The 18,013-nt window shown below is 67.3% G+C and carries 19 protein-coding genes; 7 read left to right on the plus strand and 12 right to left on the minus strand.

Features of this window, described 5'->3' with window-relative positions; all coding sequences use genetic code 11:
• Nucleotides 1-14 precede the first annotated feature (14 nt).
• The 3 genes from JT720_RS11010 to JT720_RS11020 all read right to left on the minus strand — a co-directional run bounded on the left by JT720_RS11010 (nt 15) and on the right by JT720_RS11020 (nt 3,499).
• Nucleotides 15-275, minus strand: coding sequence for a hypothetical protein (locus JT720_RS11010; protein ID WP_205481287.1), 261 nt, complete (start codon nt 273-275; stop codon nt 15-17).
• Nucleotides 276-350: 75 nt separating this feature from the next.
• Complete coding sequence (locus JT720_RS11015) at nt 351-2,831, minus strand: ABC transporter permease (RefSeq protein ID WP_205481288.1); 2,481 nt, start codon at nt 2,829-2,831, stop codon at nt 351-353.
• The gene (locus JT720_RS11020) at nt 2,828-3,499 is read right to left on the minus strand and encodes an ABC transporter ATP-binding protein (RefSeq protein WP_205481289.1); all 672 of its coding nucleotides are present in this window, start codon (nt 3,497-3,499) and stop codon (nt 2,828-2,830) included. Before JT720_RS11020 ends, JT720_RS11015 begins: the two co-directional genes overlap by 4 nt.
• A gap of 58 nt (nt 3,500-3,557) precedes the next feature.
• Here JT720_RS11020 and JT720_RS11025 point away from each other — a divergent pair, with 58 nt between their 5' ends.
• Nucleotides 3,558-4,202: an arylesterase gene (locus JT720_RS11025; RefSeq protein WP_336511998.1), complete on the plus strand. Its 645-nt coding sequence runs from the start codon at nt 3,558-3,560 to the stop codon at nt 4,200-4,202.
• Here JT720_RS11025 and JT720_RS11030 read toward each other — a convergent pair.
• Nucleotides 4,199-4,492, minus strand: a complete 294-nt coding sequence (locus JT720_RS11030; RefSeq protein WP_205481290.1) for a PilZ domain-containing protein — start codon at nt 4,490-4,492, stop codon at nt 4,199-4,201. The two genes, JT720_RS11025 and JT720_RS11030, sit on opposite strands and share 4 nt — an antisense overlap.
• 267 nt (nt 4,493-4,759) lie before the next feature.
• Here JT720_RS11030 and JT720_RS11035 point away from each other — a divergent pair, with 267 nt between their 5' ends.
• The gene (locus tag JT720_RS11035; RefSeq protein WP_205481291.1) at nt 4,760-6,055 is read left to right on the plus strand and encodes a L,D-transpeptidase family protein; all 1,296 of its coding nucleotides are present in this window, start codon (nt 4,760-4,762) and stop codon (nt 6,053-6,055) included.
• 185 nt (nt 6,056-6,240) lie between these two features.
• On the opposite strand, the gene JT720_RS11040 is transcribed toward JT720_RS11035, so the two are convergent.
• The gene (locus JT720_RS11040) at nt 6,241-6,960 is read right to left on the minus strand and encodes a murein L,D-transpeptidase catalytic domain-containing protein (protein WP_237219793.1); all 720 of its coding nucleotides are present in this window, start codon (nt 6,958-6,960) and stop codon (nt 6,241-6,243) included.
• A gap of 271 nt (nt 6,961-7,231) precedes the next feature.
• Between JT720_RS11040 and rpsU the strand changes: the two genes are divergently transcribed.
• Both rpsU and JT720_RS11050 read left to right on the plus strand, forming a co-directional pair.
• Nucleotides 7,232-7,438, plus strand: coding sequence for a 30S ribosomal protein S21 (gene rpsU, locus JT720_RS11045; RefSeq protein WP_118858261.1), 207 nt, complete (start codon nt 7,232-7,234; stop codon nt 7,436-7,438).
• A gap of 65 nt (nt 7,439-7,503) precedes the next feature.
• Nucleotides 7,504-8,007, plus strand: coding sequence for an FKBP-type peptidyl-prolyl cis-trans isomerase (locus tag JT720_RS11050; RefSeq protein ID WP_205481292.1), 504 nt, complete (start codon nt 7,504-7,506; stop codon nt 8,005-8,007).
• Here JT720_RS11050 and JT720_RS11055 read toward each other — a convergent pair.
• The 5 genes from JT720_RS11055 to pyrE all read right to left on the minus strand — a co-directional run bounded on the left by JT720_RS11055 (nt 7,989) and on the right by pyrE (nt 11,890).
• Nucleotides 7,989-9,110, minus strand: coding sequence for an AI-2E family transporter (locus tag JT720_RS11055; protein ID WP_205481293.1), 1,122 nt, complete (start codon nt 9,108-9,110; stop codon nt 7,989-7,991). The two genes, JT720_RS11050 and JT720_RS11055, sit on opposite strands and share 19 nt — an antisense overlap.
• Nucleotides 9,110-10,060 (minus strand): signal peptidase I, encoded by a 951-nt coding sequence (gene lepB, locus JT720_RS11060; protein ID WP_419555394.1) that lies wholly within the window; start codon nt 10,058-10,060, stop codon nt 9,110-9,112. The genes JT720_RS11055 and lepB overlap by 1 nt, the downstream gene beginning before the upstream one ends.
• On the minus strand, nt 10,061-10,468 hold the full coding sequence (gene acpS, locus JT720_RS11065; RefSeq protein ID WP_205481294.1) for a holo-ACP synthase: 408 nt from the start codon (nt 10,466-10,468) through the stop codon (nt 10,061-10,063).
• Nucleotides 10,469-10,559: 91 nt separating this feature from the next.
• Complete coding sequence (locus tag JT720_RS11070; protein WP_205481431.1) at nt 10,560-11,291, minus strand: pyridoxine 5'-phosphate synthase; 732 nt, start codon at nt 11,289-11,291, stop codon at nt 10,560-10,562.
• Nucleotides 11,292-11,308: 17 nt separating this feature from the next.
• Nucleotides 11,309-11,890, minus strand: coding sequence for an orotate phosphoribosyltransferase (gene pyrE / locus JT720_RS11075; RefSeq protein ID WP_205481295.1), 582 nt, complete (start codon nt 11,888-11,890; stop codon nt 11,309-11,311).
• A gap of 180 nt (nt 11,891-12,070) precedes the next feature.
• Here pyrE and coxB point away from each other — a divergent pair, with 180 nt between their 5' ends.
• On the plus strand, nt 12,071-13,243 hold the full coding sequence (coxB, locus tag JT720_RS11080; protein WP_205481296.1) for a cytochrome c oxidase subunit II: 1,173 nt from the start codon (nt 12,071-12,073) through the stop codon (nt 13,241-13,243).
• 26 nt (nt 13,244-13,269) lie between these two features.
• Nucleotides 13,270-14,943: a cytochrome c oxidase subunit I gene (gene ctaD, locus JT720_RS11085; protein ID WP_205481297.1), complete on the plus strand. Its 1,674-nt coding sequence runs from the start codon at nt 13,270-13,272 to the stop codon at nt 14,941-14,943.
• A 161-nt stretch (nt 14,944-15,104) separates the two neighbouring features.
• Here ctaD and JT720_RS11090 read toward each other — a convergent pair whose 3' ends face one another.
• Nucleotides 15,105-16,367: a hypothetical protein gene (locus JT720_RS11090; RefSeq protein ID WP_205481298.1), complete on the minus strand. Its 1,263-nt coding sequence runs from the start codon at nt 16,365-16,367 to the stop codon at nt 15,105-15,107.
• Nucleotides 16,368-16,436: 69 nt separating this feature from the next.
• The gene (locus JT720_RS11095; RefSeq protein ID WP_205481299.1) at nt 16,437-17,048 is read right to left on the minus strand and encodes a peptidylprolyl isomerase; all 612 of its coding nucleotides are present in this window, start codon (nt 17,046-17,048) and stop codon (nt 16,437-16,439) included.
• A gap of 50 nt (nt 17,049-17,098) precedes the next feature.
• Between JT720_RS11095 and JT720_RS11100 the strand changes: the two genes are divergently transcribed.
• Entirely contained in the window at nt 17,099-18,013 is a 915-nt protein-coding gene (locus tag JT720_RS11100) for a heme o synthase (protein WP_205481300.1), read from the plus strand.

Here is an 18,013-nt window from a genome sequence, read left to right on the forward strand (position 1 = left end):
GGAGAGTCTCGGCGTCATGCAGCCCAGGCGTGCGGGCCGCGGCGATTGCGATGATGAATGATGGCGGGGGACTGGTGATGCCGCATGCTTGCTTCCGCGAGCGGAAGCGCTGTGGCGCAGAAGGCACATTCGGCCGAAACACGACCGATGATCCAGTGGGTGCGGCCGCAGCCGGGGCAGTGATTGACTTCATGCTCCCGGTACACCGCGTGATAGCCACGCTCTGCCGGATCGTGCTTTAAACCCAGATCGCCAAGGCTTGGGAAATTCGCCATGTCTTGATCCTTTCGGGCGGGTTGAACGGCCGGGCGTGGGAGAAAGTTTCATCTCCTGCGCGCACTTAGCCGCGGTTAGAGCGCCCGCAGGGCCTCCGCCGGACGGGCCTTCAGAGCCGGCCAGGCTGCGGCGAGCGCCGTACCCACCGCAACCGCAATCCCGGCCAAGGGCAACACTACGAGCCCGGCCCAGCCCGGCTGGAAGGGCAGCTCGAACAGCTGCGTCACCACCGCCCAGGAGGCGAGTGCTCCGAAGCCGAAAGCCGCGACGGCAATGGCTCCACTCATCGCCAGGAACTCGATCAGCTGAGCCCCGAGCACCTGCCTCCGGGTCGCGCCGACCATTTTCAGGAGGACGCTCTCCCGGGCTCGGGATTGACGGGTCGCGGCGACGGCCCCGGCCAGGACGGCCACACCGATTAGGATGGCGATCGCTGTCGCCAGCGTGATGGCAGCATCCATGGCGGCGAGGATGGCGGTGACCCGCTCCACCACCTCGGCGACGCGAATGGTGCTGACCATCGGCAGGTCTGCCGTCAGCGCGCGCTCGAACACCACGGTGGAAGTGCCCGGGCTCGGCGCAACGGTTGCCATGTAGGTGAAGGGCGCACTCTCTAAGGTGCCCGGCGCGAAGATGATCGCGAAGTTGAAGCCGAGCGATCGCCAGTCGATCTCCCGCAAGTTCGCGATCCACGCCTCGATTGGTCGCCCGAGGACGGCGACCGTCATCGTGTCGCCCACCTTCAGTCCGAGCGCGCGCGCCGCCTCCACGTCCAGCGAGATGAGAGGCGGCCCGGCATAGTCCGCATCCCACCACTTGCCGGAAACGATGCGGTTGCCCGGCGGCAGCTCGCGCGCGAAGGTCAGGCCCCGGTCACCGCGCAGGATCCACGCACCCTCGGGGATCGCCTTGAGCGCGGACACCGGCTGGCGGTTGATCTCCGTTACCGGCCCACGCAGCGATGGCACCATCCGCAGCTCGGCCTCGGGGAGGTGCCGCTCGGCAAGCGCCCGGAACCGTGCTTCCTCCGCCGCCGGAATGTCCAGCATGAACAAGGCTGGCGCCTTGCGCGGAATGTTGCCGCCAATCTCGGCCGACAGGCTGTTCCCTATGCCGCTCAGCGCCACCAGCAGCGACAGGCCGAGCCCCAGCGCCACACTGAGCCGGATGGTGGCCGAGCCCGGACGATGCAGCGCCGCCACGCCCAGCCGCGCAATCGGCCCGCCTCGTCCGTGCAGCCCTCGCGCCACCTTCGCCACGCCCCAGCCGATCCCGGCGAAGGCCGCCGCCAGCGCACCGGCAGCCGCGACCGCCATCAGCGTGAGGGCCCGATCCTGCGATGCCCACACCGCCAATCCCACGGCCCCGAGCGTCGCCAGCGCTGGAACCAGCAGGCTGCGGCGGCTCGGGCGCGCTTCTTCACCCACTTCGCCACGCAGGATGGCTGCGGGCCGCTCCGCCACCGCACGCGCGACCGGCAGCCAGGCCGCTGCGACCGTAACCAGCAGCCCGAACCCGGCCGAGAGCACCAGCGCGGACCATTGCGGAGAGCGGTCGGGCGTGATCGGCAGCAGGTCTGCCGTAACCTCCCCGACAATGGCCGGAGCGACGGCCCCGACCACCAGCCCGATGATGATGGCGACGAGGGCGAGGAAGCCGACGGAAAGGCCCAGCATGCCCGCCAGATCCCGGGTTCTCGCACCGTTGATCTTGAGCACGGCGACCGTTGTCCGGCGGGAGGAAGCGAAGGCCGCGGCAGCGCTGGCGATGCCGATGCTGCCGATCCCCAGCGCTCCCAGTGCGATCAGCAGCAGCATCTGCCCGACCCGATCCACGAACCGGCGGGTCCCCGCCGCGGCGTCGCCCTTGTCGAGGGCACGCCAGCCACCATCAGGAAAGCGTGCCTGGAAGGCCTTGCCGACCTCCACGCCATCCGCTCCGTCCGGCAGCAACAGCCGGTAGGTGCTGGTGTAGAGGCTCCCCGGCTGCACCAGGCGGGTAGCGCCCAGCCCTTCCCGGCTGACCAGCACCGGCGGCGCAAGCGCAAAGCCGGAGGCCGCCGGCATTTCGCGGATGATCCCCGTCACGGTGAACTCGGCGAACCCCAGGCGCAGCTGCGCGCCGGGCCGCAGGCCGAGCCGATCGGACAGTTCGCGTCCGATCACCGCCTCCCCTTCGCCCGGCATGCGCCCGCCCGGCTCCAGCGTCACTCGCCCGCCCGGCGGCCAGCCCCGATCGATCCCGGACAGCTCCACCAGCGCGCTTCCGGACGGCGCGGTGGCGGTGGACCGCAGCGTCACGCTTTCACTCACCGGCCCGATCTCCGCCATGGCCGCGCGCTCCTGCGCGCTGGCGGAGCGCTGAGCCACGCTCAACGCCAGGTCGCCGCCCAGCAGCTGCCGGCCATTGTCCTCGATGGTAGAGCGGATCGCGCTCGACAGGCTGGTGACGGCAGCAAGGCCCGCCACCGCGATGGCCAGGCAGACCAGTAGCAGCCACAGCCCGCCGATCCCGCCGCGAAGGTCACGCCGGGCGAGCGCCAGCGCGGCGGTCATCCCGCGATGCGTCCGTCGGCGATGCGGACGATCCGGCCAGCGCGCTCGGCCACCTCGGGATCGTGGGTGATGACCAGCAGGCCGGCGCCCGCGGCGCTCGCGCGATCGAACAGCAGGTCGGCGATGCTATGGCCGGTCGCCGCGTCCAGGTTGCCGGTGGGCTCGTCGGCAAGCAGCAGGCGAGGCCGGGGCGCCGTCGCCCGCGCGATGGCCACCCGTTGCTGTTCACCCCCGGACAATTGTGGCGGATAGTGGCCCTCACGCGCACCAAGCCCGACCGCCGCTAGTTCCGCGCGCGCCCGCTCTAGCGGACTCTCCGCCCCCGACAGCTCCAGCGGCACCATCACATTCTCGAGCGCGGTCATGGTCGGCAGCAGGTGAAAGGCCTGCAGCACCACACCGATCCTTGCTCCGCGAAGCCGCGCCAGCTGGTCCTCGTCGAGGCTCCCCACATCCTCACCCAACACGCGCGCCTGCCCGCCGGTCGCGCGTTCCAGTCCCGCGATCACCGCCATCAGGCTGCTCTTGCCCGAGCCCGAAGCGCCGAGGATTGCGACGCTCTCCCCCTCGTCGAGCCGAAACTCGATGCCGCGCAGGATGTCGGTTCGTGCCGAACCGTTGCCGAGCGTCAGGTGAATGTCGTGAAGATCGATCAGGGGTTCGGGCATGTGTTGATGGAGCTAGGGACGTTGAAGCCGGGCGGCAACTGCCTAGATGGCGGTACATATGATGAAGCTGCTGTTCCCGGCCCTTGCGCCGTTCCTCGCGATGGCCGTCCCAGCCGCCGCCCAGGCTCCCGCTCCCGCCGCGGAGCCGTTCATCCTCGCGTTCGGGGATAGCCTGACCGCCGGCTATGGCCTTGGGCGAGGGCTCGGCTTTGCGCCCCAGCTCCAGGCCGCGCTTCGGCGGCACGGGATCGCCGCCACCGTGCACGACGCCGGAGTGTCGGGCGACACCACGTCGGGCGGCCTCGCCCGCCTGCGCTGGACCCTCGACGGGCTGCAGCGCAAGCCCGATCTCGCCATCCTCGAGCTTGGCGCCAACGACATGCTGCGCGGCGTCGACCCGGCCCTGGCGGAGCGCAACCTCGATGCGATGCTGACCGAGTTCGCCAAGCGCGACATTCCCGTCGTGCTCGCCGGGATGCTGGCCGCGCCGAACCTGGACCCACGCTACCGGGCGCAGTTCGACGGCATGTACCCGCGGCTCGCGCGCAAGCACGGCGCCACGCTCTATCCGTTCTTTCTCCAGGGCGTGGTCGGCAATCGTGCCCTCATCCTGTCGGACGGCGTGCACCCGAACTTCGAGGGAGTGAAGCGGATCGTCACCGGCATCCTGCCGACGGTTCAGCGGGCCTTGCCCAAGGACTAGGGCAGCATCTCCGGGTCGAGCGGCTCAGCGAACTCCGCGCCGATTCGGCCCGCAGCGATCCAGCGAACGACGGCGTTGGCGCGCTCGCGTCCGGGCATCATCAGCCACACGCGTGCGCCCACTTCGAACTCGCCCTCCGTCTCAGCCATGAAGCCCGTGCTCGACAGGTTGAGCACGCGCGCTTCGGTGCCGGTGGTTCCCAGCTCACGCACCTTGGCGTCGATTTCCACGGGCATGCGCTCCGCGGCCCGCCGGTCCGCGATGTCCTGCCCGATCCTCGCCCTGATCATCACGTGCCTGAACTCCTCGCCAGCGGAGTGGCGAAGCCATGAACTCTCACTGTCGCGGCTGGTGCCGCGCCCCCATGCCATGTCCACTTTCTCGTTCCTGTTCAAGCGCCTGCGAGGCTGATGGAAATCTTCCTAAGCCCGTCCGCTTAAGGAAAGCTTGGCGCGGCTGTGGCCTCCGCGACACTGGATGGCCGCGTTCATCGCGTGTATGGGTGGCCTCGGGCAAGGCTGACCCGTGACGAACGGCGAACAAACAGGTTGGACATCATGAAAGCGCGTTGGGCAGTGTGGGCGTTGACGTCGGCGGCGATCGTCCCGGCGGGAATGGCAATGGCACAGGCGGCGCAGGTCCAGCCCGGCACGCCCACCACGACGCAGCCATCCGCCGATCCGCTCGCTCCCGCAGGCACGTCCCCGACGGTCGCCCCCGCACCGGTCGAGCTCCCGCCGCCGCTGTGGCAGCCCGCCGACGCGCAAGCGCTGCTCGCCTATGTCCAGCAGGTCGGCAGCGAAGGCCTCGATCCGCGCGATTATGACCCGCAGCTGCTCCAGGCAGCGCTGCAGGACAGCGATCCGCTGCGCCTGTCCAAGGTCGCGACGGACGTCTTCAACAAGCTGTCCATGGACCTGGCGCTCGGACACGTCCGCGGCTCGGCCCGCATCCAGTGGTTCGTAGTCGACAAGGATCTCGACAAGGACCGGCAGCGGCAGCTGCTGGAGCAGGCGCTGGCGACGCGGACCATTCCGCAGACGCTGCGCGCCCTCCTGCCGACGCACCCGCAATATGGCGCGCTCCGCAATGCCCTGAGCGTCACCGCGCCGACCGACACGGCGACGTTGGACAAGATCAAGCTCAACATGGACCGGTGGCGCTGGCTGCCGCGGGACCTGGGCAACCGCTACATCATCGTCAACGTGCCCGGGCAGCACGCGACGCTGGTCGAGAACAGCGTCACCCGCTGGAAGCACCGGGCGATCGCCGGGGCGGTGAAGACTCCCACGCCGCAGCTGTCGGTGAACGCCACCGGCGTGATCCTCAACCCGTGGTGGGAAGTTCCCAAGAGCCTCTCAGGCGAAGTCGCGGGCAAGCGCGGCTATGTCGCGGTTCGCGGCAAGGACGGCAAGGTCCAGCGCTGGCGGCAGCCACCGGGACCGTCGAACGCGCTCGGCAAGATCAAGTTCGTCATGCAGAACCCGCACGCCATCTATCTGCACGACACCAACAACCGAGGCCTGTTCGACGCCCGCGCCCGCTTCCTCAGCCACGGCTGCATCCGGACCGAGCACATCCTGGACCTCGCGGCAGAGCTTTTGAGCGACGACGGCGGCGAATGGACTCGCGAGAAGATCGACGCCGCATTGGCGAGCGGCAAGTCGACCCCGGCCAACTTCGTCAAACCGGTGCCAGTCTACATCGTCTACTTCAGCGCCGCGGCGCTGGTGGACGGCAAGATCGTCACCTACCAGGACCTGTACAAGCGCGACGGCCAGGTTCTCGCCGCGCTGAACGACCGCGCCGGCGTCGGGCCGGGCGCAAAGCAGACCCAGACCGCGGCCCGCTGATCCGCTCGGAGCGGCCCTCCGCCGCCCGAGTTCGCGCTCACCCTGAGCCTGTCGAAGGGTGGAACCGAGCTGCGCTCACCCTGAGCCTGTCGAAGGGTGAGTAGGGCTATGTTCCCCAAAGGAACACGCCCCTGCTCCAAACCTCATTCGACATGATTGAAGGTGAGCGCGAGCCCGGCCCTGCGTTACGCGATCTTGTCGGCGTAGATCATCCGGCCCTGGCCAAGCCGGCGCATCACATCGAAATGGCTGGTGCGGCCGAAGGCGAAGCAGCCTTCCGAACGGCCCAGCTTGCCATGCACGCCGATCATGTCCGGCTCCGCATACCAGGCCTGGTGAACCACGATCGCCCGCTCGAGCGCATTGTTGTTCGACCAATCGAGCCCGTGCAGCTTCATCGAGAGGCCGTACTTGCCGTGGTAGAAATCCGCGCTCGCATAAGCGCCGTTCGAGGTCGCCAGGGATCCGAAATCGTTGGAAAATTGCTCGAGCCAGCCCGAATGGGCGCGATCGGACCCGCGTCCGTGCGCCACGAAGTGGCTCTCCACCTGGCCGTCCAGCAGGTTGACGATGTGGAAGCGCGATTCGCGGCTCGCGAGCGAGAAGTCGACGACACCGATGCTGTCGCGGTAGCGGACCGCGCCACGCCGCGAATGCTGCTCGAGCGCCGCCTTGGCCTTCTCGAACAAGTGCGGGTTAACGCCGACGGGACCGGCGGGCTGCGCCACGGGCGCAGCGGGCACGGACGCGATGGGTGCGAGCGGATCCGCAATCGCAGGCGCGGTTCGGAAGGTAAACGCCGGCAGGCTGTTCGCCGACGCCGCCGACGACAGCATCGCCGCGCCGGCTCCAATTGTGCCCATGCGCAGCATCTCGCGACGACCAACCACCCCGGAAAACGACATCCACGACCCTCCACTCGAAGGTGAACCTTATACCGCACAAAGGGTTAATCGCCGATAACCAGACGCAACCTCAGCCGCCGTTCGTCGCTTGCACTTGTCGGCTCGGCGTGTCCCGCGCGGACTCTTGCGGGTTGAAAAGCGTTGGGGACGCTGATAGGGCGCACGGACCGTCGTGAACCTTTGTTCCCGGCGAACCCATTCTTTTGTGCAGTGGTTTAGCCCGCGGGCGGGCGCCTGCCGAGTTCGAGAACACAGGAGTTGAACGGCTTTTATGCAGATCATCGTTCGCGACAATAACGTCGACCAGGCGCTGCGCGCGCTCAAGAAGAAGCTGCAGCGCGAGGGCGTGTACCGCGAGATGAAGCTGCGTCGTCATTACGAAAAGCCGTCCGAGAAGCGCGCTCGTGAGCGGGCCGCCGCCATCCGCCGCGCCCGCAAGCTGGAGCGCAAGCGGATCGAGCGCGAAGGCGCCCGTTAAGTTCGGCATTCCGGGCCGCTCCTCGTGGGCGGTCCTACTCTTCCCAAGGCTGTCAGGGGCATCCCATGAGTGCGACCCAGGTTCCGATTCGGCCCGTGGCGCGGGCAACCCGGCTGCGCCTTGGCTTCGGCCTCCTGCTCCTGATTCTTGCCGGCGTGCTGCTCGCCTGGTTCGGCGCCGGCCAACTGCGCGGCGAAGTCACGCCGGGCGGCGTGCAGTTCCGCACCCTTGTCGAGGGCGAGGGTCCCGTGATCACCGCCCAGGACGGCGTCCTCATCGAATATGTCGGCAGCCTGCCCGACGGCACGCAGTTCGAGAGCACCGAAGGCCGCCCTGCCCCGCTGCTGGTCAACCAGGTGGTGCCGGGCTTTGCCGAAGCCCTGCAGCAGATGCGCAAGGGTGGCCGTTACAAGATCCGCATTCCGGCCGCTCAGGCTTATGGCGAGAATCCGCCGCCAGGCAGCCCCATCCCGCCGAACACCGACCTGCTGTTCGACATCAAGGTGATTGAAGTCGTGCGCGGCGCAGCCGCCATGGCTGGGCCCGGAGCTCAGCTGCCCGGAATGTGATCCGCAGCTGGCGCCGGCTCGAGGGCCGGTGCCGCTTCCATACTCTCCGCCTCCTCCAGACCTGAGCGCTGCTTGCTGAACTGCTCCAGCGTCACCTTGATCGCGGCCAGGATCGGATCGGCCAGCAGCAGGCCGAGAAAACCGAACAGCGCGCCGAACACCAGCTGCGCCGCCAGCACAACGGCCGGAGCCAGGTCGACCGTCTTGCGGGCGATGTACGGCAGGATCAGATAGCCATCGATGTTCTGCACCAGGAAATAGGTCAGTATCGCCCACAGTCCCTGGTCGACGCCGGCGCTGAACCCCACGGCCACCATCAGGATCCCGGAGATGATCGCCCCGATATTGGGGATGAATGCCAGCAGGCCCGTGAGCAGCCCCAGCAGCGCCGCCATCGGCACTCCTCCGGCCCACAGCATCAAGCCGGTGAACACGCCTTCCACCACCATTCCGACGATCCGCCCGAACAGCAGGCGCCTAAGCGTGAAGCCGACCCGCTCGGCAATCTGATAATAGCTCGTCCGGTGCCGCAGCGGCAGCATCCAGGCCACGCCGCGATCGTAGAGCCGCGGTTCGATCGCGATGAAGATGCCGATGATGAGGATCAGGAACCCGCTGGTCAGCACCCCGACGGCGCTCCCGACCGCGCTGGTCAGCCGCCCGACCGAGCCCAGCACCTGCTGGCTGATCGTGTCCGGGCTGCCTGCGGTTACTAATCCATGGTCCGCCGCCCAAGCATAGAGCCGCATCGCCTGCGCCTCGACCGTCACTCGCAGCGCCTCGAACTGCGCGGCGAAGGTGGTCCCCGCATAGTAGAAGACCCAGCCCAGGAACCCGAAGCCGGCCAGGGTGACGATCAGCAGCCGCCACCCGCGCGGGATCGGCAGCACTCGGCCAAGCAGCCGGGTACCCCCGTCCAGCACCACCGCGAACACCAGCCCGCCGACGATCAGAAGCAGCGGTTGCGCCAGGAAGATGACGCCCGCGACAAGCAGGGCCAGGCCGATCCAGACCGTGGCTCGCTTCAACTCCGTTCGAACGACCGGATCGTCGAACTCGGCCGGTCCCGGCCGCTCGACATGGGGCTGGGCCGGTTCGGCCATCAGTCGGCCGTCGCGGGTCTGAGCGAAGTGCCCGCCCGTCCTGAGCGGAACGCCCCGGGCCAGCTCAGCGGGTTATACCACTGCGTACTGCCATCCAGGCTGAAGGTGATGAACTCGGCGCGCCCGCCGATATTCTCCCACGGCACCGGCCCGCCGAGGCCGTGCGACGATCCGCCCAGCGCGAAGCGGCTGTCCGCACTGCGGTCGCGGTTGTCACCCATCAGGAACAGGTGCCCCGGCTCGACCTTCACTGGCCCGTAGGTGTCGCCTTGGCTCGTCTCCAAGTCGATGGTGTCATAGGTCGCGCCGTTCGGCAGCGTCTCGCGAACGATCGGCAGGCGGCAGTAGAAGTTGCCGTCCGCCGCCTGCACCTTGAAGCCCAGGAATTCGAGGCCGCATGGCGCATTCTCGTCCACCGGGATCATCGCTGGCGGACGCACTTCGCGGCGCACCGCGAGGCCGTTGATGATGAGGCGCCCATCCCGTACCTCGATCGTGTCGCCCGGCAGGCCGACCACCCGCTTGATATAGTCCTCGTTCATGCCCGGCGGCGTGACGATCACCACGTCCCCTCGCTCCGGCACCTTGCCCCACACGCGACCTTCGCTGAACGGCAGCGTCACGCCCCAGCTGGCGGTCGGATCGCGCAGCACCAGCGAACGAAAGATGCCGACGGGGTTGGGGATGGTCGGCGACACGAACGACCAGCCGTAGGGATACTTGCTCACCACCAGCCGGTCGCCCTTCAGCAGCCCGGGCATCATCGATTCCGACGGAATGTAGAAAGGCTTGGCGACAAAGCTGTGGAACAGCAGCACCGCCAGCAGCACCAGGCTCAGGCCCTTGATCTCCCGCCACACGGCCGAGCGCTTGGAGGATGCCGCGGCGCTCGGAGCCGGGTCGGCCGCGGGCAGCTGGTCCGGCGTCAACGTCTGAACCTCGTCGCTCAATCAGGACTCCAGCTTCCGGGCATAGAGGATGACGAACGCCTGTGCCCACGGGTGATCGTCGGTCATGGTCAGATGAATGTCGATGGCGTGGCCCGGCGGGGTCAGGGCGTCAAGCCTCGCCCGCGCACCGCCGGTCAGCTTGAGCGTCGGCGCGCCGGACGGCAGGTTCGCCACTCCGATGTCCTTCATGAACACCCCCCGCTTGAACCCCGTGCCCACCGCCTTGGAGAAGGCCTCCTTGGCTGCGAACCGCTTCGCCAATGTGCCCGCGGCCGTGAACGGACGCTGAGCGGCCTTGGACTGCTCGGCCTCGGTGAACACCCGCTGCAGGAACCGCTCGCCGAACCGGTCGAGCGAACCCTGGATCCGCTCGATGTTGCACAGGTCGGAGCCGAGGCCGATGATCATGAGCAGGTTGCCCCGGCGAAGACGGGCACGTGAGCTGCCGTGGGCAGTTCACGCCTGCTCATCGCCGCATGCGCCTTACGAACCGGGGCGCTCACCGCGCCGCATCCATCAACGCGCGCATGCGCCGGACGCTCTCCTCCAGGCCGATGAAGATCGCCTCGCCGATCAGGAAGTGCCCGATGTTGAGTTCGCGTACCTGCGGGATGGCGGCGATCGGCGAGACGTTGTCGAACGTCAGCCCATGCCCCGCATGCGGCTCGATCCCGTTCTTGGCTGCCAGCGCCGCCGCATCGGCGATGCGCTTGAGCTCCGACTCCCGCTGATCGGCCGCGAGGTGGGCATACCGCCCGGTGTGGAACTCCACCACGGGTGCGCCGAGGCGGATGGCGGCCTCGATCTGTTGAGGCTCCGCCTCGATGAACAGGCTTACCCTGATGCCTGCCGCGGACAGCTTACCAACGACCGGCGTCAGGACCTCGAGCTGACCCGCGGCGTCCAGCCCGCCTTCCGTCGTCCGCTCCTCCCTTTTCTCCGGCACGATGCAGGCCGCGTGCGGCCGATGGCGCAGTGCGATGGCCAGCATCTCCTCGGTTGCCGCCATTTCGAGGTTCAGCGGCAGCCGGATCTCGCTCATCAGTCGCTCGATGTCGCCGTCCGTGATGTGGCGACGATCCTCGCGAAGATGCGCCGTGATCCCGTCCGCCCCCGCCGCCTCGGCCGCATGCGCCGCGCGAACCGGATCGGGATGCTCGCCGCCGCGCGCGTTGCGGATGGTTGCGACGTGATCGATGTTGACGCCGAGGCGCAGCTTGTCCTGAGCCATGTCGTAGGGCGGCAGGCTCAAGCGGCCCGGCTCCCCGGCTTCACCGCCGGCAGCGCCTGCAGCTCCGGTGGCAGAGCCTCCGGCGCATAGGTCGGGACGTCCAGCCGGATGAGCGGCGTGAATTCAACTCCAAGGTCCGCGGTCCCGTTCGACCGGTCAACCAGAGCGGCCGCTCCCACGACCTTGCCCCCTGCGCGCTCCACCGCCGCGATCGCCTCGCGGGACGATAGCCCCGTGGTCACCACGTCCTCGACCAGCAGGACCTTGGTCCCGGGCTCCAGTGAGAACCCGCGCCGCAGTTCGAACGTGCCGGTGGGCCGCTCCACGAACATCGCGGGACGCCGCAACGCCCGCCCCATTTCGTGGCCGATGATCACGCCGCCCATGGCGGGCGAGACCACCACCTCGACCAAATCCCGTATGCTCGCCGGAATCTTCGCGGCCAGCGCGGTCGCCAGCCGTTCCGCCCGGGCGGGGTCCATCAGGACGCGCGCGCACTGCAGGTAGCGCGAACTGCGCAGTCCCGAGGAGAGGATGAAGTGCCCCTCCAGCAGCGCCCGCGCCGCGCGGAATTCGTCCAGTACCTCTTCGTTCGTCATTGCACTTCGCTTCACCCGTTCCCAGATGCTGATAGGCGTCGGGAAGGCCTGCTTCAACCGGCCGTTCCGGTGTATCAGACTAGCGCTTGAGAGAGCGGCCATGCGCTCCTATAAGGCCGCGGCTTCGGGCGCGCGTTTCCGCGTTTGCCCTTTTTTTACAGACCGCTCACCGGGGTTGGAATGAAACTGATTGGATGGGTAATCGCCCTGGCAGCCGCCGGGCTCACTCCTGCAGCCGCACAGGGCACGCAGGACGCCGGCGCTCAAGGCAGCCCGGCAGCTTCCGCAGCGGCCGCTCCGGCTCCGGCTGCCGCCGCACCCGCTCCGGGCGCGGTCACCGACCCGACTCCGGGGGCGAGCGCGGTTGCTCCCGCCGCGGCCGGCGCGCCAGCGACTCCGACCTTCGACCATGCCGCCCCGACGGAGGGCATCGGCATGCCGACTCCCGGCGCGATGGGCACCCAGCCGCAGTTCACCCCGATCGGACGGGAGGGCGCGGCCTTCCACAACAACTGGCTGCTGGCGCTCTGCGCGGCGATCAGCCTGTTCGTGCTCGGCCTGCTACTCTACGCGATGATCCGCTACCGCCGCAGCGCTCACCCGACCCCGTCGCGGACCAGCCACAACACCTTCGTGGAAGTGGTCTGGACCCTGGTTCCGGTGCTGATCCTGGTGGCGATTGCCATTCCCTCGATCCGCCTCATTCGGCACCAGTATTCGCCGCCGCCGGCCGATCTCACCGTCAAGGTGATCGGCAACCAATGGTACTGGACCTACCAGTATCCGGACAATGGCGGGTTCGAGATCGTCTCGAACATGCTCAAGGAAAAGAACGAGGTCGCCGCCGGCGCCCGGTTCCGCACCGACCGCGACGGTCCGCGCCTGCTGGCGGTGGACGAGCGGCTGGTGATCCCCGCGGGCAAGGTGGTGAAGTTCATTGTCACCTCAAACGACGTGATCCACAGCTTCGCAATTCCCGCCTTCTGGGTGAAGATCGACGCCAACCCGGGCCAACTCAATGAATATTGGGCCAAGGTCGACCGCCCAGGCGTCTACTTCGGCCAGTGCTCCGAACTGTGCGGCGCGCGTCACGCCTACATGCCGATTGCAGTCGAAGTCGTGACCCCCGAGCGTTATGCCCAGTGGGTCGCCAGCAAGGGCGGCACCATGCCGGGCGCGCGTCCGGCTGCCGCTCCGGACAGCACGGCAGCGACGACCGTCACCCCGGCGGCGGTCCAGGCTGCTCCTGCTCCGGCCGGCGCGGGCGCGGCACCGCCGACCAACCCGACTCCCGCCGTTCCCGGCAACACCCAGGCTGGCGTGGCGAACCGAGCCACCGACAGCAGCAACTGATCGCAAAGAGCGGACCAGAGACAGACATGGCCACGACCGCAGACACCCTTCCGCTCCAGGCTCACGAGAGCCATGACGCGCATCACGACGCGGACCACAAGCCGGGCTTCTTCGCCCGCTGGTTCATGTCGACCAATCACAAGGATATCGGCACCCTCTACCTGATCTTCGCCATCCTGGCGGGGATCATCGGTGGTGCCATCTCCGGCATCATGCGGGCCGAGCTCGCGGAACCGGGCATCCAGGTCCTGACCGGTGCCTGGCCGTTCGGTGCGGGCAGCACCAACTTCGACGAAGCTCTGCACCATTGGAACGTGCTGATCACCGCCCACGGCCTGATCATGGTATTCTTCATGGTCATGCCGGCGCTGATCGGCGGCTTCGCCAACTGGTTCGTGCCGATCATGATCGGCGCGCCGGACATGGCGTTCCCGCGCATGAACAACATCAGCTTCTGGCTCATCGTGCCGGCCTTCGTCCTGCTGCTCGCCTCCTCCTTCGTGTCGGGCGGGACGGGCCTGGGCGCCGGCATCGGCTGGACAGCTTATGCGCCGCTGTCGACTTCCGGATCGGCCGGACCGGCGGTGGATCTCGCCATCTTCTCGCTCCACCTGGCGGGCGCGAGCTCGATCCTGGGCGCGATCAACTTCATCACGACCATCTTCAACATGCGCGCTCCGGGCATGACCCTGCACAAGATGCCGCTGTTCGTTTGGTCGGTGCTGGTCACCGCCTTCCTGCTGCTGCTGGCACTGCCGGTGCTGGCGGGCGCGATCACCATGCTGCTGACCGACCGCAACTTCGGCACTGCCTTCTTCGACGCGTCGGGCGGCGGTGATCCGGTCCTCTACCAGCACCTGTTCTGGTTCTTCGGTCACCCCGAAGTGTACATCATGATCCTGCCGGCGTTCGGCATCGTCAGCCAGATCGTCGCGACCTTCAGCCGCAAGCCGGTGTTCGGCTATCTCGGCATGGCCTATGCCATGGTTGCGATCGGCGTTGTCGGCTTCGTCGTCTGGGCGCACCACATGTTCACCACCGGCATGGACGTGAACGTGAAGATGTACTTCACGGCGGCAACGATGATCATCGCGGTTCCGACCGGCGTGAAGATCTTCAGCTGGATCGCCACCATGTGGGGCGGCTCGATCACCTTCGAGACGCCCATGCTGTGGGCGTTGGGCTTCATCTTCCTCTTCACGGTCGGCGGCGTGACCGGCGTGGTGCTCGCCAACGGCGGCGTCGACACCTACATGCACGACACCTACTACGTCGTGGCGCACTTCCACTACGTGCTGTCGCTCGGTGCCGTGTTCGCCCTCTTCGCGGGCTTCTACTACTGGTTCCCGAAGATGAGCGGGAAGATGTACAACGAGTTCCTGGGCAAGCTGCACTTCGTGGTTATGTTCATCGGCGTGAACGTGATCTTCTTCCCGCAGCATTTCCTGGGCCTCGATGGCATGCCCCGGCGCTACCCGGATTACCCGGACGCGTTCGCTTACTGGAACTACGTCTCGACCGTGGGCTACATGATCACGGCCGGCGCGATGGTGATCTTCTTCGTCAATCTCTTCTGGTCGCTGCTGGCCGGCAAGAAGGCGGAGGCGAACCCCTGGGGCGAAGGCGCGACGACGCTGGAATGGACCCTCCCCAGCCCGCCGCCGTACCACCAGTTCGAGACCCTGCCGAAGATCGACTAGTCCAAACCTCTCTGTTGGCCCCGCGCTCCGCTGCGGGGTTCAGTCGGAGACTTCAGCGCCCCGGTCGAAAGGCCGGGGCGCTGTCTTTTTGCGGCGCCGGTCCGTCCAACAACAGGTCGGACCGCTACCGTCTGGCCGACCGGGTACCATTGGTTCTCGGACTAGGGGGTCCCGGCACCTTGTCGTTCAGCCGAGCCGGCGTCGATCACGCAGATGCGCTTGCTCGGCATGAAGAGGACCGTGAACGCATACACGAAGGTCATGAGCACGAGCGCTCCATAGTAGCCGAGCGCTTCGTTGAACGGGACCCCGATCAGCCGGTGAAGGTCGACGTCGTGGTCGAAGGCAGCCTCGTAGATGCCAGGCACGTCGACCAACAGCACGTAATAGACCATAAAGAAGAGGCCCCAGCACGCGATCGCATAGTGGAGCACCACACCGATGAGACCGGCTCCTTGCCGGAAGTAGCCGGTCAGGACCTTCTGATAGATCGGCAGCAGGATCGCGATCCGCCACGCCAAGCGCTCGGTCCAGTGGAACTCCTGTGTGAGAGGATTCACGAACCCTCGCCCGAACTTATAATCCACGAAATCCGTCAGGAAGAGGAAGTGGACAATGCAGCAAGCACACAGGAATAGCTGCAGTCGGGTCCCGGGAGAGTCCTTCGCGAGCTTCGCGAGCACACAGAAATACAGCACGTAGAGAAAAGGCAGGACCGTCCAGATCAGGAGAAAGACGACGGCCCCCAGATTACCGGTGGCGACGTTGCCGATCGGGACATACGGAGGCATCACCACTCCTTCGAGGCTGAGGGTGTACATGCTCCGGGCCACCGTAGGCACGTCGGGGGTGAAACCGATCATACTTGCAACACTGGCGTAGACGCTTCCCCAATGCGGCCAGATCGAGCCGTTCACCTGGAAGTTGTACATCGAACAGAACAGGGTGCAGACGAACGCGAGGAACTCGAACCGGGTCACCAGCGGCGCTGAGCGAGCCGGTTCGTCGGTGAGCGTAAAGCAAAGGTCAGGGACCCGGGTGCTCCACGCGGCCCCGCAAATCAGCAGCAGGAGCGCAGCAAGGATCCAGCCGCCGGGACTCCCCACATAGATCCCGAACGGGAGGGCCAGGAGGGCCGCCACCGACAGCAGGACGACCCACCATCGCCGCCCGACGCACCACATGCACAGCAGGAGCAGCAGAAGGCCAACCTGCGCAGCGTTCCAAAGCTGCTGTCCGATAACCGCTCCGACCGGGGCGGAATGCGCATCGCCAACTCCGCTGGTCAGTGAGACCGCATTAGCGAGGACGCAGGTAATGCCGGTGAGCAAAGCAAGCGCTTTAACTCGCACGCGCGAGAATGTGGTGGCGCGCTCGGCAGCATTTTGTCCCGTCACCCGCACCTCCTCCTTCGGCAGTAGCAATCGCTCGAAGCCTCGGAACGAGTCTCAATCGATCTGCCGGTCGCGGCACGAGGGTGAGGCGCTCGCGCGCTACTCGGACTCCCGCCGCGCAGACCGGATCATCACCGGCTCGGCGATCATCTGCCCCTTCATAGAGCCCGCACCCTTGTTCGGGTCGGTGGGCGCGGCAAGGATGGCCTTCACCACGTCCATGCCCTCCACCACTCGCCCGAACACGGCGAAACCGGGGTTCGTCGTCGTGGCGTCGAGGCTGGGTGTCGCGCTCGCCAGGATGAAGAAGTCCGACCGCGCGGTGCCGGGCCCGGCATTCGCCATCGAGATGACGCCCTCTTCGTGCTTGAGGCCCGTCTCGGCCGTCGACTCATGCTTCACCGGCGGGAATTGCAGGCGCGCGTCCTTGGTGATGCCGGCCTGGATCAGCCCGCCGCCACCCGGATAGGTCATTGCGCGGTAGAAGGTGATGCCGTCGAACCGCTTGGCCTCCACGTACCGCAGGAAGTTCGCGACAGTGGCCGGCGCGCGCGCCCGGTCCAGCGCCAGCACGATGCGCCCCTTCTCGGTCTCAAGCGCCACCCGGACGAGGTCGTCCTTCGGGGCCTCGGCGGCGGGCGGAGTGGCAGGCTGGGCGAAAATCGGCGCGGGCAGCAACGCGCTCAGAAGCAAGGTGATTCGGATGGTCATGAGGCCAGCCTAGCGCCTAGCCGCCGCACTCTCTATATGCGCCGCGAGTCATGCACACCCTTGCCGCCACCCACGACCTGCCAGCCGACTGGCGGGACCTGTTCGCGCTCACCAAGCCGCGCGTGATGACGCTGGTCGTCTTCACCGGCCTCTGCGGGCTGCTGGCGGCGCCGGTGTCGATGAATCCGGTCCTCGCTTTCACCAGCATCCTGTGTGTCGCCTTGGGCGCAGGCGGTGCGGGCGCGCTCAACCAATGGTATGAGGCGGACCTCGACGCGAACATGCGCCGGACCGCGGGACGTCCGCTTCCGGCCGGGCGGCTGAATCGCCAGACGGCGCTCCACTTCGGCATCGGCCTGTCCGCCGCCTCCGTCATCCTGATGGACCTCGCTGCCAACCACCTGGCGGCCGCGATCCTGGCCTTCTCGATCTTCTTCTACGCCTACATCTACACGGTCTTGCTGAAGCGCCGCACACCGCAGAACATCGTGATCGGCGGAGCAGCAGGCGCCTTCCCGCCGCTGATCGGCTGGGTGGCTGCGACGGGGGAGCTGGCGCTCCTTTCGGTGCTGCTGTTCCTGCTCATCTTCCTGTGGACGCCGCCGCATTTCTGGGCGCTCAGCCTGTTCGTGCGCTCGGATTATGCGGCCGCGGGCGTCCCAATGCTGCCGGTCGTCGCCGGCCTCCAGGCGACCCGTAGACAGGTCGCTCTCTACAGCCTGCCGATGGCCGCGGTCGCCGTGGCGCCATGGCCGCTTGGGCTGACCGGACCGATCTATGGCATCGCCGCGGTCGCTCTTTCCGCTTTCTTCCTGTTCCTGTCGCTCGGCGTGCTGCGCAACCGCTCGACCGAACCTGCGGAGATGCGCCCGGAGAAGCGGCTGTTCGCTTTCTCCATCGCTTACCTGTTCCTGCTGTTCGGAGCGCTTGTCGCCGATCGTTTCGCAGCGCCGCTCCTGGGATGA

Source organism: Sphingomonas arenae (assembly GCF_016924655.1).
GTDB lineage: Bacteria > Pseudomonadota > Alphaproteobacteria > Sphingomonadales > Sphingomonadaceae > Sphingomicrobium > Sphingomicrobium arenae.

Coding starts and splice junctions, on each gene's coding strand:
- JT720_RS11010 (WP_205481287.1), bottom strand. CDS start 275: ATGGCGAATTTCCCAAGCCTTGGCGATCTGGGTTTAAAGCACGATCCG.
- JT720_RS11015 (WP_205481288.1), bottom strand. CDS start 2,831: ATGACCGCCGCGCTGGCGCTCGCCCGGCGTGACCTTCGCGGCGGGATC.
- JT720_RS11020 (WP_205481289.1), bottom strand. CDS start 3,499: ATGCCCGAACCCCTGATCGATCTTCACGACATTCACCTGACGCTCGGC.
- JT720_RS11025 (WP_336511998.1), top strand. CDS start 3,558: ATGATGAAGCTGCTGTTCCCGGCCCTTGCGCCGTTCCTCGCGATGGCC.
- JT720_RS11030 (WP_205481290.1), bottom strand. CDS start 4,492: ATGATCAGGGCGAGGATCGGGCAGGACATCGCGGACCGGCGGGCCGCG.
- JT720_RS11035 (WP_205481291.1), top strand. CDS start 4,760: ATGAAAGCGCGTTGGGCAGTGTGGGCGTTGACGTCGGCGGCGATCGTC.
- JT720_RS11040 (WP_237219793.1), bottom strand. CDS start 6,960: ATGTCGTTTTCCGGGGTGGTTGGTCGTCGCGAGATGCTGCGCATGGGC.
- rpsU (WP_118858261.1), top strand. CDS start 7,232: ATGCAGATCATCGTTCGCGACAATAACGTCGACCAGGCGCTGCGCGCG.
- JT720_RS11050 (WP_205481292.1), top strand. CDS start 7,504: ATGAGTGCGACCCAGGTTCCGATTCGGCCCGTGGCGCGGGCAACCCGG.
- JT720_RS11055 (WP_205481293.1), bottom strand. CDS start 9,110: ATGGCCGAACCGGCCCAGCCCCATGTCGAGCGGCCGGGACCGGCCGAG.
- acpS (WP_205481294.1), bottom strand. CDS start 10,468: ATGATCATCGGCCTCGGCTCCGACCTGTGCAACATCGAGCGGATCCAG.
- JT720_RS11070 (WP_205481431.1), bottom strand. CDS start 11,291: ATGGCTCAGGACAAGCTGCGCCTCGGCGTCAACATCGATCACGTCGCA.
- pyrE (WP_205481295.1), bottom strand. CDS start 11,890: ATGACGAACGAAGAGGTACTGGACGAATTCCGCGCGGCGCGGGCGCTG.
- coxB (WP_205481296.1), top strand. CDS start 12,071: ATGAAACTGATTGGATGGGTAATCGCCCTGGCAGCCGCCGGGCTCACT.
- ctaD (WP_205481297.1), top strand. CDS start 13,270: ATGGCCACGACCGCAGACACCCTTCCGCTCCAGGCTCACGAGAGCCAT.
- JT720_RS11095 (WP_205481299.1), bottom strand. CDS start 17,048: ATGACCATCCGAATCACCTTGCTTCTGAGCGCGTTGCTGCCCGCGCCG.
- JT720_RS11100 (WP_205481300.1), top strand. CDS start 17,099: ATGCACACCCTTGCCGCCACCCACGACCTGCCAGCCGACTGGCGGGAC.